General features: G+C 71.7%; 14 protein-coding genes. 1 reads left to right on the top strand and 13 read right to left on the bottom strand.

All coding sequences use genetic code 11. The features are described from left to right. Positions 1-297: 297 nt before the first annotated feature. Both ACWCQK_RS31380 and ACWCQK_RS31375 read right to left on the bottom strand, forming a co-directional pair. Complete coding sequence (locus ACWCQK_RS31380; RefSeq protein WP_451160716.1) at positions 298-2,658, bottom strand: bifunctional polysaccharide deacetylase/glycosyltransferase family 2 protein; 2,361 nt, start codon at positions 2,656-2,658, stop codon at positions 298-300. A 19-nt stretch (positions 2,659-2,677) separates the two neighbouring features. Continuing rightward, entirely contained in the window at positions 2,678-2,986 is a 309-nt protein-coding gene (locus ACWCQK_RS31375; protein ID WP_451160714.1) for a hypothetical protein, read from the bottom strand. 392 nt (positions 2,987-3,378) lie between these two features. Between ACWCQK_RS31375 and ACWCQK_RS31370 the strand changes: the two genes are divergently transcribed. Beyond that, entirely contained in the window at positions 3,379-4,419 is a 1,041-nt protein-coding gene (locus ACWCQK_RS31370) for a hydrolase (RefSeq protein ID WP_451160728.1), read from the top strand. Positions 4,420-4,505: 86 nt separating this feature from the next. On the opposite strand, the gene ACWCQK_RS31365 is transcribed toward ACWCQK_RS31370, so the two are convergent. The 11 genes from ACWCQK_RS31365 to ACWCQK_RS31315 all read right to left on the bottom strand — a co-directional run bounded on the left by ACWCQK_RS31365 (position 4,506) and on the right by ACWCQK_RS31315 (position 14,631). Beyond that, entirely contained in the window at positions 4,506-5,288 is a 783-nt protein-coding gene (locus tag ACWCQK_RS31365) for an amidohydrolase family protein (RefSeq protein WP_451160712.1), read from the bottom strand. A gap of 7 nt (positions 5,289-5,295) precedes the next feature. Continuing rightward, complete coding sequence (gene mqnC, locus ACWCQK_RS31360) at positions 5,296-6,510, bottom strand: cyclic dehypoxanthinyl futalosine synthase (protein WP_451160710.1); 1,215 nt, start codon at positions 6,508-6,510, stop codon at positions 5,296-5,298. Between the two features lie 72 nt (positions 6,511-6,582). Further along, complete coding sequence (locus ACWCQK_RS31355) at positions 6,583-7,320, bottom strand: prepilin peptidase (protein WP_451160708.1); 738 nt, start codon at positions 7,318-7,320, stop codon at positions 6,583-6,585. Continuing rightward, positions 7,317-10,256 carry a BTAD domain-containing putative transcriptional regulator gene (locus ACWCQK_RS31350; protein WP_451160706.1) on the bottom strand — a complete coding sequence of 980 codons (2,940 nt, stop codon included), beginning with the start codon at positions 10,254-10,256 and terminating at the stop codon, positions 7,317-7,319. Before ACWCQK_RS31350 ends, ACWCQK_RS31355 begins: the two co-directional genes overlap by 4 nt. 139 nt (positions 10,257-10,395) lie before the next feature. Further along, the gene (locus tag ACWCQK_RS31345) at positions 10,396-10,845 is read right to left on the bottom strand and encodes a hypothetical protein (protein ID WP_451160704.1); all 450 of its coding nucleotides are present in this window, start codon (positions 10,843-10,845) and stop codon (positions 10,396-10,398) included. Between the two features lie 109 nt (positions 10,846-10,954). Continuing rightward, positions 10,955-11,425 (bottom strand): pilus assembly protein TadG-related protein, encoded by a 471-nt coding sequence (locus tag ACWCQK_RS31340; RefSeq protein ID WP_451160702.1) that lies wholly within the window; start codon positions 11,423-11,425, stop codon positions 10,955-10,957. Continuing rightward, positions 11,422-11,865 carry a TadE/TadG family type IV pilus assembly protein gene (locus ACWCQK_RS31335; RefSeq protein ID WP_451160700.1) on the bottom strand — a complete coding sequence of 148 codons (444 nt, stop codon included), beginning with the start codon at positions 11,863-11,865 and terminating at the stop codon, positions 11,422-11,424. The genes ACWCQK_RS31340 and ACWCQK_RS31335 overlap by 4 nt, the downstream gene beginning before the upstream one ends. Beyond that, positions 11,866-12,285 (bottom strand): TadE family protein, encoded by a 420-nt coding sequence (locus ACWCQK_RS31330; protein ID WP_451160698.1) that lies wholly within the window; start codon positions 12,283-12,285, stop codon positions 11,866-11,868. Positions 12,286-12,361: 76 nt separating this feature from the next. Continuing rightward, positions 12,362-12,613, bottom strand: coding sequence for a hypothetical protein (locus ACWCQK_RS31325; protein ID WP_385777646.1), 252 nt, complete (start codon positions 12,611-12,613; stop codon positions 12,362-12,364). Between the two features lie 87 nt (positions 12,614-12,700). Continuing rightward, complete coding sequence (locus ACWCQK_RS31320; protein WP_451160696.1) at positions 12,701-13,621, bottom strand: type II secretion system F family protein; 921 nt, start codon at positions 13,619-13,621, stop codon at positions 12,701-12,703. Then, positions 13,618-14,631, bottom strand: a complete 1,014-nt coding sequence (locus ACWCQK_RS31315; protein WP_451160726.1) for a type II secretion system F family protein — start codon at positions 14,629-14,631, stop codon at positions 13,618-13,620. Before ACWCQK_RS31315 ends, ACWCQK_RS31320 begins: the two co-directional genes overlap by 4 nt. Positions 14,632-14,648: the final 17 nt, after the last annotated feature.

Here is a 14,648-nt window from a genome sequence, read left to right as displayed (position 1 = left end):
TGTCGACCGGCTACCGCCCGCAGTTCTACATCCGCACCGCGGACGTGGTCGGCGACGTCGACCTCGGCGACCGGCCCTCGACCGGCTCGGCGACCGGCTGGTGCGGCTCCTGAAGGTGATGCTGACCCTGACGCCGATGCCGCCCGGGATACGGCTGCTGGACGTAGGCCTGCTCCTCCTGACCGCCGTACTCATAGCCCTGCCCGGGCGCGTAGCCGTACTCGTACCCGTACTCATATCCGTACCCCTGCTGCGGATACCCCCACTGGTACGGCTGCTGCTGTTCCGCGTCCCAGCTCATCGGCTCGCCCCCGCCGGGGTGCCGACCTCGCCGGTGCGCTTGAGCTTCTGCCAGCGCAGCCGGCCACCGGTGAGGGCGGTGATACAGGAGTGGATGAGGACGAGGTACATCATCTGGCGGTAGGCCAGCTGCTGGAGCGGCATCATCAGCAGGTAGCGGTACCTCTCCCGGTCGAGCCGGAAGGCGTACGCGGCGCAGAAGAGCTGCACGCCCAGCACCGCCAGCCACGCGTACAGCGCCGCCTGGAAGTCGACGAAGATCATCGAGTAGACGGTGAACACGTCGATGAGCGGGGCGAAGACCGGCGTGATGATCTGGAAGATCACGACCAGTGGCATGCCGACCCGGCCGAAGCGGCCGGACGGCCCCCTGTCCGTGAGGGACTTGCGGTGCTTCCACAGCGCCTGCATGGTGCCGTACGACCACCGGTAGCGCTGGGACCACAGCTGCTGGAGCGAACCGGGCGCCTCGGTCCAGGCCTTGGCGTGCTCCTGGTAGACGACCCGCCAGCCGCCGCGGTGCATGGCGATGGTGATGTCGGTGTCCTCGGCGAGGGTGTCCTCGCTCATACCGCCGACGTCCAGCACGGCGTCCCGGCGGAAGGCGCCGATCGCGCCGGGGATGGTGGGCATGCAGCGCAGCAGGTCGTACATGCGGCGGTCGAGGTTGAAGCCCATCACGTACTCGATGTGCTGCCAGGCGCCGATGATCGTGTCGCGGTTGCCGACCTTGGCGTTGCCCGCGACAGCGCCGACCTCGGGGTCGGCGAAGGGCTGCACGAGCTGGTGCACGGCGTCCGGCTCGAAGACGGTGTCGCCGTCCATCATCACGACGAGGTCGTGGCTCGCGCTGCGCACGCCGTTGTTGAGGGCGGCGGGTTTGCCCGCGTTCTCCTGGCGGATGACGCGGACGTTCGTCATGCCGAGCGACTCGGCCGCACCGCGCGCGATCTCCGACGTACCGTCCGTGGAGCCGTCGTCGACGACGATGATCTCGATCGGATGGGTGCTCCGCGCCAGCGACGCGAGCGTGTTGGCGATGCACTCCTTCTCGTTGTACGCGGGCACGATCACGCTGACCGGCCGGGTGACCCTCGGCCCCCAGCCGAAGCGGCGTCTGTTGCGCTGCCGGTAGTGGCGGCGGGCCAGGATCAGCATCATCCCGAAGCGGCCCATGACGGCGACGCCCACGGCCAGGAGCCCGACCGAGAGCACGGGTACCGTCCACTCGGCGACGGCGACCGCCACGATCAGGGCCTTGCCCTCGTAGAGGGTGGCGCCGGTGGCCTGCCGGTGGGCGGCCTGGAGCCGGGAGGCGGTACCGGTGGTGGTGCCGGCGCCGTTCGGCCGGGTCCCGCCGGGCTGCTCGCCGGTCACCCCGGTCTCGGCGACGCCCGCCGCCCGCTCCTCGTCCGAACCGGCACCCGACCCCGAACCGGAACCCGACCCCCCGGCGGACCCCGACCCCGCGTCCGCCGCGGCGTCCTCCTGCATGACGCCGCTGATGGTGGTGAAGGTGTAGCCCTTCGCCTTCATCTTCTTGATGTACTGCGGCAGCGCCTTGATCGTCTGCGAGCGTTCGCCGCCCGCGTCGTGGAACAGGACCGACGCGCCGTCGGTGCCGCTCGGCGTGGCCCACTTGACGATGTTCGAGACGCCCGGCTTCTTCCAGTCGTCGCTGTCGGTGTCGACGAAGACGCTGGTGTAGCCGTCCTCGCCGAGCTTCTTGTAGACGGGCCAGCTGTAGTCGTCGATCGCGTCCGTCTCCGAGGAGTACGGCGCGCGGAACAGTGTGGTGGTGATGCCGGCCGCGCCCGCCAGCGCGAGTTGTGTCTGTTCCAATTCCCGGTCGACGCGGGCGTCACTCTGGTACGAAAGGTCGACATGGGTGAAAGTGTGGACACCGACCTCGTTGCCCTGATCGACCATCGTCTTCACGATGCCCGGGTAACGCGAGACCATCGAGCCGACCAGGAAGAACGTGCCGGGGATGTCGTTCTCCTGGAGGATCTTCAGGACCTGGGGGGTCCAGGTGGGGTTCGGGCCGTCGTCGAAGGTGAGGGCGATCGTCTTGTCCGGTACGGAGACGCTCGTGGCCTGACCGCCGCGGAAGGTGAGGATCGGGCCGCCGTCGAGGATCTTGGCGGGGACCTTGTCGGCGCCGGCTCCGTCGCGGACCCGCTCGTCGCCGCCGACCTCGGCGCGCAGATAGCCGTCGAGCAGCATCACGCAGGTCAGGGCGAGCAGGAGCAGCAACGCGAGGATGACACGCGGTTTCTGCAACGCGGCGGCCCTGCCCGCCGCACGTTCGAAACGGGTGGGGGCGCGCCGTCGGCGGCGGGAGGAATTCGTCGTCATGAGGGTGGCTGCGCTCCGGTCAGTCGGTGGCCGCGACGGCGGACGCGGAGGAGGTCGGCGGGGTGGCGGCGTCCGAGGGGGAAGCCGACGGGATGCCGCTGGGCCGGCCGATCCGGCTGCCGGTACCGCCGTCGGGCCGGAGGCCGCCCGGACCCCGCCCACCGCGCGCGTCGCCGCCGAACGGCAGCAGCGAGGACGGGTTCAGCGAGGTGCCCCAGCCCATGAAGGCGGCGCCGAGCACACCCGCGTACGCGAGGCAGACGACGCCGAGGAGGAGGCCGATCCGACGCAGCAGCTTCGATCTGCGTCCTGAGTTGTCAACGAACACGGGCCCCTCTGCGGAGGCGTCGCCGCGTTTGCGACGGCGACCACGGTCGGCGCCACGACTTTCGATGGCGGTCTCTGAATACATTCCACGGATAGTAGGGAGTCATTGTGTGCCGACCTCTTTGGCTTGCTTGTGAAGCGGCCATGAGGAATACGTCAACCTGTCTTCTTCCTGAGAGAAACCCGAAATACCTGCGTGACCCCACGCCGGAAGGGACGGGCTTAATGCCCTTTTCGCGAGGGCGATTTGCCCTCATCGCCCGGTCTTTCCTTCGGAAAGCCTGTGCGTTTCCTGTCCATGAACGACCACAGCCCGGTGTGAGACATTTCCACTCGGCAATCACGCTTTGTTTCCACGCTGAGACAGAAATCATGAGAGCGGGTGCATACGCGATGAGGGGTTTCCTGAGGCCGGTGGCCGGGCTGACCTGTCTGTTCGCCCTTGCCATGACAGGGTGCTCCGCGGGGTCCGGCGACGTGTCGGACGCGGCACCCGCGGCACCGGAGGAGACCAGCGCCGCACCCTCGCAGACCGCGTCGGAGAGCGCGACGCCGAGCACGGCGTACGAGCCGTACGTCAGCGCGGGAGAGGCGTCCGGGACCGACTCCGCGGGCTCTCCGACGACGTACAACCTGGCTTTCGTGATCTCGGACGGCAACAGTTGTACGCCGAAGTGGAACGGCACCGAGGTCATCGGGGACCCGGCCGTGAAGTCCCGCGTCTCGAAGCTGGCGGAGTCCGGCGCCGCGGTGCGCGTCTCCTTCGGCGGGGCCTCCGGCAAGGAACTGGCGTCGGTCTGCGACAGCGCCTCCGAGCTGGCGGACGCCTATGGCGCGGCACTGGACGCGGTGGGCGCGACCCGGGCCGACTTCGACATCGAGGGCACCCAACTGACCGACTCCGCCTCGGTCGCCCTGCGTTCCGAGGCGATCGCCTCGCTGCAGAAGGACCGTCCCGGCCTCGAAGTCTCCTTCACCCTCCCCGTGATGCCGGAAGGGCTCGACTCCGACGGTCTCGCGCTGCTGGACTCCGCCAACAAGTACGACGTCCAGGTCTCCGTGGTGAACATCATGACGATGAACTACGGGGAGTCGTACGCCGCCGACATGGGCGAGTACGCGCTCACCTCGGCCAAGGCCACCCACACCCAGCTGAAGGACGTCTTCGGTCTGTCGGACGCGGCCGCCTGGCGGGGCATGGCCCTCACCTCGATGATCGGCGTGAACGACGTCGACAACGAGACGTTCTCGCTGTCGGACGCGGCCGAGGTGCGGACGTTCGCCGAGGAGAAGGAGATCGCCTGGGTGTCCATGTGGTCCACCTTCCGCGACCAGCAGTGCGCGGCCGGCCAGGCGTCACAGGACGACGCGGCGACCAATTGCAGCGGGGTGAAGCAGAGTTCGGGGGCGTTCGCGCAGGCGCTGTCGGGCTAGACCCGCGGCCGATGCCCTGCCGGGCCGGGTCTGCCGCGCCGTGCCGGGGCCGGACCGCGGGCGACGGGCGGCACCCCGCGACGGGCCTACCTGCGCCGGTGCACCAGACGACCCGCGACGACCGTGGCCACGCAGGTCGCGGCCCCGCGCTCCAGCAGGGCCGCCTCGTCCGGGACGTCGAACACGGCGAACGTCGCGATCCCGGTGGGCGTCGTGATCCCGGCGGGCGTCGTGATCCCGGCGGGCGTCGTGATCCCGGCGGACGCGAGCGGTCGCGAACCCGCCTCCACCCGACGCCCGTCGGACGGACCCGCCTGCGGGTCCACCCCCACCGCCCGCCCGGCAGCGGTCAACGGCCCCGCGAACGCCGCCGCCAGGCTCTCCGCCGAGGCCAGCGGGTCCAGGGACGGGGGTCCGGTGGGCGGTGCGAGGCGTGGCTCGACGGTGATCCCCGCGCGGCGCACCGCGTCGAGCACCGCGGGCCGCCGCCCCAACGCGCCCGCCACGGCGGCGGTTCCGTGCGCCAGCATCCGCTGTGCCCCGCGCCGCGCGCTCGCGCCCCAGCGGGCGTCGGTCATGGCGAGCGCGGCGAGGGCCTCACCGGTGAGCGGTTCGACGCCCAGTTCGTCGGCCTCGCGCGGGTCGGGATGGTAGGCCCGCTCCAGCAGTTCGGGCCCGTACGGGTTCAGCAGGCCGGGGGTGAGCAGCCCCGGCCAGCGGCGGACGCGGGCCGTCGGGTGCCCGGCCGCCAGTTCCTCGTAGGGACCGACGGCCGCCAGTCGCGGACCGTCGACGAGTACCGCGCCGCCCGGCAGGACGGGCCGCCCGTCCCCTGTGGCCACCAGGTCGGCGGCGTGGATCGTCAGCACGCGCGGGTCAGTTGGGCGCGAGCAGCTTCAGCTCGGGGTGCGCCGTACCGCCTTCGATCGCCGTGGACGAGATGTGCGACATGACGCGCTCGTCGACGGGGTCGTCCGCCGGGTCGTCGTGCACGACGATGTGCTCGTACGTCGTGGTCCGCTGGGCCGGGACCCGTCCCGCCTTGCGGATCAGGTCGATGATCTCCAGGCGGTTGGAGCGGTGCTTGGCGCCGGCGGAGGAGACGACGTTCTCCTCCAGCATGATCGAGCCGAGGTCGTCGGCGCCGTAGTGCAGGGACAGCTGGCCGACCTCCTTGCCGGTGGTCAGCCACGAGCCCTGGATGTGGGCGACGTTGTCCATGAACAGCCGCGCGATGGCGATCATCCGCAGGTACTCGAAGAGCGTGGCCTGGGTGCGGCCCTTCAGGTGGTTGTTCTCGGGCTGGTAGGTGTACGGGATGAAGGCGCGGAAGCCGCCCGTACGGTCCTGGACGTCACGGATCATCCGCAGGTGCTCGATGCGTTCGGCGTTGGTCTCACCGGTGCCCATGAGCATCGTGGAGGTGGACTCGACGCCCAGCTCGTGCGCGGTCTCCATGATCTCCAGCCAGCGTTCGCCGCTCTCCTTCAGCGGGGCGATCGCCTTGCGCGGCCGCTCGGGCAGCAACTCGGCGCCGGCCCCCGCGAAGGAGTCGAGACCGGCCGCGTGGATCCGGGTGATGGCCTCCTCGACCGACACCTTCGAGATCCGGGCCATGTGCTCGACCTCGCTCGCCCCCAGGCTGTGGATGACGAGCTGCGGGAACTCCCGCTTGATGGCGGCGAAGTGCTTCTCGTAGTACTCGACGCCGTAGTCCGGGTGGTGTCCGCCCTGGAACATGATCTGGGTGCCGCCCAGTTCGACGGTCTCGGCGCAGCGGCGCAGGATGTCGTCGAGGTCTCGGCTCCAGCCCTTGGCGGTGTCCTTGGGGGCCGCGTAGAACGCGCAGAACCTGCACGCCGTGACGCACACGTTCGTGTAGTTGATGTTGCGCTCGATGATGTACGTCGCGATGTGCTCCGTACCGGCGTACCGGCGGCGGCGTACGGCGTCGGCGGCGGCGCCCAGCGCGTGCAGCGGGGCGTCACGGTAGAGGACGAGCGCCTCCTCCGGCGTGATGCGTCCGCCCGCCGCCGCACGGTCGAGCACGGCTGTGACATCAAAAGACGTGAGCTCGGCCTTCTCGGTCACCGGAGCGTCCCTTTCGTCAAGGCTTGTGGACGGACCGAGCCAGCCTACGCCAGCCGCTTCGTCCCGCCTGCGTCAGGCCGCGTACGCGCCGATCAGCAGCCCCGCGAAGGCCCCCGCGATCAGGAACGGCCCGAACGCGATGGACGTCTTGCGCCCGGCGCCCCGCGCGACGACGAGGACCCCGCCGTACACGGCTCCGAACAGGAATCCGGCGAAGGTGCCGAGCATCACCGTCGGCCAGCCGTACCAGCCGAGGACGGCGCCGGTGCCGAGGGCCAGCTTCACATCGCCGAAGCCCATCCCGCCGGGGTTGATGAGGAACAGCACGAAGTAGCCGCCGCCGAGGGCCAGCGCGCCCCACAGCGCGGTGAGCCAGTCGCCCGCGTGCTCCGGCAGCAGGGCGGCCACGCCCAGCAGGGCGAGGGCGGCGGCCGCGAACGGCAGGGTGAGGACGTCGGGCAGCCGCTGCACCCGGAAGTCGACGACCGCCAGCAGCACGCCGACGGGCGCGAGCAGCAGCCACACGACGAGCTCGGGCCGGGTGCCGGTGGCGGCGGCGAGGGCCGCGCACACCAGCGCGGTGGCGAGGGCGAGCGGCGCGGTGCCGGGGCCGTACCAGGACTCGGCGCGCGGGCACCGCGCGCACCGTGCCACTCCGGCCCACCCCGGGACGGGATGCCCGCCCGGGCAGTCCTGGCGCCACGCCTCCCCCGGCGGCACGGAGAAGCGGTGCGCGGGCCGGGGCAGCAGCAAGCCGGTCGCCGCGCCCCACAGGGCGGCGACCAGGACGACCGCCAGGAGGGTGTTCATCCCGCCGCGGCGACGCCGTCGCGCCAGGTCGGCAGCAGTTCGTCGAGCAGTGCCTCGGTACGCGGCGGCAGGCCGCGCGCCCCGCTGCGGCCGACGAGGTCGGCGGCCAGCGCCGTCAGCCGCTCCGTGTCGTCGGTGGCGTGCGTGGCGCGCAGCAGCTCGTGCCAGAGCCGCTCGTCGGCCGGGGCGGTCCGCACGGCCGCGTCCAGCGCCTCGATGGCCTTCTCGGCGCGGCCCTTCTCCAGGTGGAACTCGGACAGCGCGAGCCCGATGTCGGCGACGAGCAGCGGCAGCTGGGCGTCGACGATCTCGTGGTTGAGCCAGCGGTAGCGGCCCTCGGCCCGGTCGGCGAGCAGCGGGCCGCGCACCAGCACCAGCGCGTCGGTGAGCAGCCGGCCGCGCACGACCCGGCTGTCGACGCCCTTGCCCTGGGTGGCCTCGTGGTAGAGCGAACGCAGCACGTCCAGGTCGGAGACGACGGACTCGGCGAGGGTGAGCCGTCCGGTCGCGTCGGCGGTGAGCCGGGGCGAACCGTCCGGGTCGGTGCCCAGCCAGTCGCGCAGCCGGTCGATGAGCGCGTCGCGGACGTCGTCGGTGACACCGCGCGGCCACAGCGCGGAGGACAGCACGCGCGGGTGCACGCCCTCGCGGTGCAGGAGCAGCAGGGCCAGCGCCTCGTGGAGCAGCGCGCTGCGCTCCCCGTCGGGAGCGTCCAGACCGATGATCTCGTACGAGCCCACGAGCCGCGCGTACACCGCGGGCCGCCCCTGCTCGCTGATGTCGACGAGGAACGGCGGGGTGGTCGTCGGCCCGTCCGGGCCCTGCTCGGGGTCGGCCTGCACGAACAGCTCGACCACGGCACGCTGCTGGGCCACCGGCAGCATCTGGGCCGCCAGTTCCAGGCCGAGCAGCGGGGCGCGCAGGGTGCCCTCGCCAGTGATCTCCATCTCCCAGGCGGCGCCGGGCAGTTGACCGCTCTCGGCGCCGACCAGGTAGCCGATGCCGAGACGGCTTGCGTCGGCGGCGAGTTCGGCAAGCTTGACGGCGTCCTCGGCGGACGGCTGGGCGGCAAGCAGCACCAGGTGCGGGGCCCAACGGGTGTGCTGGGCGGGGCCGGTGCGTCCGACGAGGACGGAGTCGTGTCCGGCGGCGCCGAGCGCGCCGCGCCGCTGCCGGGTCTCGGCCTCCATCGTCTCGATCAGCGCCTCGATGCCGTCGAGGTGGCGCAGCCGGTTGGGCGCGAGCGGGGTGAGGTCCTGCCCGAACCCGACGAGCGTGATGGTCATCCGGTCCGACCAGCCGTTGGTGGCGAGTTCGGCGGCGACGGACGCGAACACGGCGGCCCGGTCGGCCTCACGGCCGCTCAGCGAGACGATGCCGGGCACGGCCTCCAGGTTGAGCAGCAGCCGCGAGTCGTCCATCGTGCCGAGGCTGACCAGGCCGGGGTAGGGAGCGGCGGTGTCGAGGTCGCCGTACCGCTCGGCGTCGCTGCGGGCCAGCACCCAGAACGTCTGGTCCTGGCCGAGCTGCCACGGCGTGGGCGGCTTGCCCGCGGGCTGGGCGAGCTGGAGGTGCAGGTCGCCGTTGCTGAGCCAGGCCGCGTACACGGTGGGCAGGGCGCGTGACTCGTCGGCGAGGGAGGCGGCGAGGCCGCGCAGCGACCGGTCGAGCAGCCGTACGCCCTCGGGGTCGGCGCCGACGAGCAGCGCGTCCTGGACGTCCAGGGCGTCGCCCGTCGGGATCGGCGGCTCCATGCCGCGACGGCCGCCGAGGGTTCCCATCGCCGACTGCCACAGCGCCTGACGGCGCCGGCGGCCGAGGGCGCCGAGCAGTCCGGCGGCCAGGAGCGGCGCCCCGAGCAGGGCCTCGGGCAGCCCGAAGGAGGAGCTGTCCGACTCGGGCGCGGAGGCCCGCTGGTGCTGCTCGTGCCGCTGTCCGCCGTCCCCGGCGGGCCGCTGCTCGGGCAGCGCCGCCCGTGAGGCACCGGCCCCCTGCTGGTGGCCGCCGCCCTGCGCGTGGTCCCCCGACTTGGCGTAGTCGTGGATCTGCCGCTGGACCTCGGGCGAGACCGTGGCGGGGGCGTCGGGCATCTCCACGAGGTCGCCGCCCCGCGCGTCCCCGGGCATCTCCATGATCCAGCCGGGCCGGATGAGACTGGCCTCGGACAGCCGTGAACCGTCCGGCTGCACCCGGTCCTTGTTGAGCTGGTAGATCTCCTTGTACCGGCGCCCGTCGCCGAGGTGCCGCTGGGCGATCTCCCACAGGGAGTCGTGGTGGCGCCCCTCGGGCGGCTGGATCCGGTAGTACTTCGTGTCAGCGGCCTTGGCCGGGCCGCTGTCGGCGTCGGCCTGGGCGTGGGACGCCTGCTCGGCGAGGGCGGCCGCGGTGGACGCGGCCTGCTCCTGCTGCTGCGCGAACAGTCCCGGTGTCGCCTGCGCGGCGGCGACCGTGCCCTTCTGGTTGCCCTCCATGCCGTGCCCGAGCTGCGAGAGCCCCGGTGTGAGGCTCGCGGCCGTGGCGCCGACCAGCAGCAGCGCGGCGACGAGCTGGCGGGCGAGCAGCTGGCTGGGCCCGGACCCGGGCACCCGCCCCGGCACGCCCACACCCGACATCGCCGCCTTGACCTCGACGAGCACGCACGCGGTGAACTGCGCCCAGGCGAGCCAGACGACGACGGTCAGGATGTGCACGAACGTGGTGACCGTGATCTCCTGCTGCAACCAGTCGAGGCTCGGCGCCCCGGTGGGCAGCGGCCACCCGACCGACACGGCCAACGCCCCCGGCACGCCGACGACCAGCGCCAGCAGGGCGACGAAGGCGAAGAACGCCTTCACGAAGTCGCCGAACGTACGCCGCCGCAGCCGCACCGGCTGCGGCGTACGGTTCCGCGGACCCGACGGACTTCCCGTCGGGCTTGGAGTGCTGCGTCGCGCCATGGCGGGTGTCCTGGGTCGTGTGGGGAGGGGGCGGGCGGGGTGGTTCGGGGGTGGTGTGGTTCAGGGCGGGCTGAACATACAGAAGGCTAAGGAGATCTTATGGACTCGCACTGACACCGGGTAAGGGAGGCGGCGGCCGTCATGGCTGTCCGACGCCGAGGGCCGAGCCGAGCGCGGAGAGGAACGCCGAGCCGTCCCGGGTGGGGACGGCCAGGGCCTCGCCCCGGCGGGTGGTGATGACCACGCTGTCCATCCCCATGGGAACGGACCAGCCGCCGCCCACCAGACGGGCGTTGACGGGTCCGGGGGACGGTGCGTGCACGGTCGCCGGGTCGAGGTCGGCGAGCGGGATCCGCTCCCGGCCCACGCGCAGCGTCTGCGCGTCGATCTGGATGCGGTTGTAGACGTACTTCGACAGCGGAACCGCGTTGAACGGCACCCAGATCAGTACGAGGAACATCGCCGACAGACCGAGCCACAGGCCCCACTCGTCGGGCACGGTGCCCACGGCCATCCAGCCGATGCCGACGACGTAGAGGACCGTGGTGATGGTCAGCCAGGTCCTGGGGATCTTCTCTTCGTACCGCATGGGGTGATTCCGTCCCTCTGTCATCTCTGCTGCCTGCCGAACTCGCCGCGTCTCTCGCGCCGGATCCCGCTCGCCCGAGCCGATCCGCCGGACAGCTCCGGCCGGCGGGTCAGCCCACCTCGTTCTCCGCCACCGCCCGGCCGTGTACCACCACGTCGCCGCCGTAGAACATGCCGGTGAAGACCGGGGAGTACGTCAACTGGATGTCGACCTGGACCTGTTGGGCGTCGGCCGCGACACAGTGGCTCGCGGCGATGTCCGTGCCGGTCATGTCCATCTCGCGGGCGAAGGTCCTCACCCGGTCGTCGCAGTTGCCGAAGTTGATCGGCGCGGGCCCGTTCTGGTTGTCGTAGAGGGCCTCGCGGTCGATGTCCTGGGCGGCGAAACGGGCCGCCTGTTCGGCGATGTCGGCCGCCCGCTCCCGCTTGGAGATGGACATGCCACCGTCGATGACGAAGGCCGAGAGGGAGAGGAAGACCAGCGCGAAGATGATGACCGCGCCGGCGCCGGAACCCCGGTCGTCCAGGCGCGAGCTCCGGGCGGCCCACCAGATGCGCCCCGCGCGCACGAGATCTCTCACGCCGTCCTCCGGAAGGGGTCCAGCGGTGAGCTGAAGCTCGCCGTCAGCGTCGTCGGGACGTCCAGCCCCAGCATCGCCAGGCCGCGCACCTCGCAGCTCACCTCGACCGTGAAGATCGTGTCGGGCTCGAAGCCCGCGCTGGTCTGCGTCACCGACACCGGCCCGGAACAGACGTCCGTCAGGTCCGCCTCGGCCGCCTTGCGGGCCTCCGCGATCGCCGTGCCGTGGTCCTTCTGGATCGAACCCGCGCGGGCGGCGTCCCGGGCCGCGCCGTCGAGCGCGCCCCGGCCGTCGACCAGCTGGCCGAAGGCCACCAGGACGAGGATGAACAGGATCATCACCGGGGCGAGGATCACGACCTCGATCGTGGACAGGCCCCGGTCGTCCCGCGTCAGACGCTCCCGCCGACAGGCGAGACGTCCGCTGCACGAGGAGTCCATCTAGTTCACCCCGTCCCGCACGAACCGCTCCACCGGCCCCGACGACTGCGCGTGCACCGTCAGGTCCAGCCCGGGGAACACCGCCGGTACCCGCGCCGTGATCTCCACGCCCACCGTGTCCTGCTCCGGCTGGAGCATCGTCACGTCCGGCGAGAGCACGAGCTGCGGACCGAGCTGGCGGATGTACGTGTCGACCACGTCACCCGCCTCGCCCCGCCAGGCACCCGGCTGCTGGTCGGCCGTGGCGCGGGCCTTGCGGGCACCGGCCTGGGCGGCCGCCTGGGCCACGTGATCGGCGAAGAAGTACAGCGCGAACTGGACCGTAGCGAAAATCATGAAGAAGAGGACGGGAGTGAGCAGCACGAACTCGATCGCCGTCATGCCGGAGTCGCCGCGCGTGGACGCCGCGTCACGCGCCATGTCCACCCTGCGGCGTATCCATCTGCCTACGCCCACGAGCAACCCCGTATCCCCGTCCGACCCGTTGTCCGTCCGCTCAGCAGGTGCCGCTCGCGTTCGCGCCCTTGATGCAGTCACCGACCTTGTTGGCGCCGTCACTGAGCGCGGCGTTGATGATCGCGGCCACCACGCCGACGATCGCCACCACGACGGCGGAGATGATGACCCACTCCACCGCGGAGGCACCGCGGTCCAGTTCGCCGGAGCGGGCGCGCTCGACGCGCGCCTGGAAGAAGGTGACCAGGAAGTCCACGGCCGGGATCCCGGTGCTGATGTTCCGTCCGTTCATGATGAGTTGTCCTCTCGAAGCGATTCGCAGCTGATCCAGCCGGTTGAGGCTATGCACGGCAGTTCTGAAAACGGTCTCGGCTCTGCGTCACACCTGGAACACCCGCATCGCCGCGGGAAAGATCAGGAACACCAGGAAGCCGGCGCACAGCAGCAGCTGGGCCACGAGCATCGACTGCGACTTCTCGCCCGCGCTGCCCTCGATCTCGGCCAGTTCGCGGTGCCGCATGGTCTCGGCGCGGGAGGCGAGCGACTCGCGCACCTTCGCGCCGTCGTCGGCGACCAGGGCGAGGGAGGCGGAGAGGTCCTTGAGCTCCTCCACACCGAGCTCCTCGCCCAGTTGCCCGAGTGCCTGCCACTGGCTGATGCCGGTGATACGGGCGTCGGCGAGCGCGTTGCGGATGCGGTGCGTCGCCCAGCCGTCGGAGACCTCCGCGGCCGCCATCAGCGCCTCGGGCAGACCCCGGCCGCCGGCCAGGCTCATCGACACCAGGTCGAGGTACGCGCCGATCACGCGCCGCAGGTCGCGCCGCTTCTCGGCGGCGTCCCGCCGCACTTCCAGGTCGGGCAGGAAGAAGAACAGCGCCCCGCACAGCAGCGCCAGCCAGACCGGGATGACCGGGCTGGAGCTGAAGCCCAACTGCCAGACGATCGCGAACAGGAAGGGTCCGAAGAACAGTCCCGCCGTCGCCAGCAGGACCTTCGTCGCCAGGAACTTCTCCCAGCTTCGGTCCAGCACGGCGAGGTCCGCGCGCAGCGAGCGCTGCTCCCAGCCCTGCTGAAGGTAGAAGTCGGAGACACGGGCCCCGACCTCGGCCCGCAGCGAGCCGAGACGCCCGGTGTCCTGGGTCTGGCGGGCCGACTCGTACGCCGACCCGCGCGCCCGCATCGCGTCGATCCGCGCGACCTGCGCGACGGCGCTCCGCTTGGACGGCATGAGCGCCCGTACGAGGGCGTAGACGCCCAGGCCCAGCACCGCGCCGACCGTGATCGGCATCGTCAGGTTCACCGGCGTACACCTTCCTCCGGAGGGAACGGCTGCGCCAGGCCCGGCGGAACCTGACCCGGCAGGGGCTGACCCGGCGGAACCTGGCCCGGCAGGGGCTGACCCGGCTGGCCCGGCATCCGCGGCCGTACGAAGCGCACCGCCGACTCGTCGCGCACCAGGAAGCGTTCGGGCGTCTCGATGGTGGACAGTTTGCGCAGCCACCAGAAGCCGAGCGCGAACAGGCCGCAGACCACGGCCAGGACCAACTGGCCGACCGCGGTGCCGTACGGCTCCACGAAGTCCCGGTTGAAGACGGACAGACCCAGCACGAAGGCGACCGAGACCGCCACCACGATCTGCACCGAGCGCCGCGTCGAGGCACGCTGGGCCATCACGCGCTGACGCATGTCGACCTCCTCGCGCGCCGACTTGGCCAGCGCGCCAAGCACCTGGCGCAGACCGGGGCCGCGCAGCCGTGCGTTGAGGATCAGCGCCGCGACGATGATGTCGGCGGACGCGTCGTCGATCTCGTCGGCGAGGATCTGGAGCGCGTCGGGCAGCGGGGTGCGCGAGCGCAGCCGGTCGACCAGGGAGTCCAGGTGCGGCCGCAGGACCGGGGCCGCCGCCCGGGCCGACGCCGGGATGGCCTGCTCCAGGCCGACCGCGCCCGCGATGGTGTCGCGCAGCGACTCCGTCCAGGAGGCGAGGGCCTCCACGCGGCGCATGGCGGACCGCTCCTCACCGGCACCGCCGAAGAGACGGTCCCAGAAGAAAACGAGCACGCCGGCCGCGACACCGGCCACCGCCCAGCGGGTGAGCAGCAGCACGACGAGGCCGACGAGGGCCGCGAGCGAGCCGCGCTGTCCGGCGAACCGGATGAGTTCGGCGGCGCGCTCGCCGGCCTTCTGCTTCTCGTGCTCGGGCTTGGCCGGCAGCCCGTGGACCGCGACCACGAGCAGCGCGAGTCCGCCGCCGACGGCCACGCCGGCGCCGATCGAGAACAGGACGGTGGTGGAGAACAGTCCGCCCATGGAGCCGAGCGAACCGA

The organism is Streptomyces sp. NPDC002306 (assembly GCF_053593435.1).
Note: the sequence above shows the minus strand (reverse complement) of the source record. Positions and strands in the feature narration are given on the sequence as shown.

Bases quoted from the DNA above. Each gene is read 5' to 3' on its own strand.
- ACWCQK_RS31330 (WP_451160698.1), bottom strand. From the start codon at position 12,285: ATGGCGCGTGACGCGGCGTCCACGCGCGGCGACTCCGGCATGACGGCG.
- ACWCQK_RS31355 (WP_451160708.1), bottom strand. From the start codon at position 7,320: ATGAACACCCTCCTGGCGGTCGTCCTGGTCGCCGCCCTGTGGGGCGCG.
- ACWCQK_RS31380 (WP_451160716.1), bottom strand. From the start codon at position 2,658: ATGACGACGAATTCCTCCCGCCGCCGACGGCGCGCCCCCACCCGTTTC.
- ACWCQK_RS31335 (WP_451160700.1), bottom strand. From the start codon at position 11,865: ATGGACTCCTCGTGCAGCGGACGTCTCGCCTGTCGGCGGGAGCGTCTG.
- ACWCQK_RS31325 (WP_385777646.1), bottom strand. From the start codon at position 12,613: ATGAACGGACGGAACATCAGCACCGGGATCCCGGCCGTGGACTTCCTG.
- ACWCQK_RS31345 (WP_451160704.1), bottom strand. From the start codon at position 10,845: ATGCGGTACGAAGAGAAGATCCCCAGGACCTGGCTGACCATCACCACG.
- ACWCQK_RS31350 (WP_451160706.1), bottom strand. From the start codon at position 10,256: ATGGCGCGACGCAGCACTCCAAGCCCGACGGGAAGTCCGTCGGGTCCG.
- ACWCQK_RS31370 (WP_451160728.1), top strand. From the start codon at position 3,379: ATGAGGGGTTTCCTGAGGCCGGTGGCCGGGCTGACCTGTCTGTTCGCC.
- ACWCQK_RS31315 (WP_451160726.1), bottom strand. From the start codon at position 14,631: ATGGGCGGACTGTTCTCCACCACCGTCCTGTTCTCGATCGGCGCCGGC.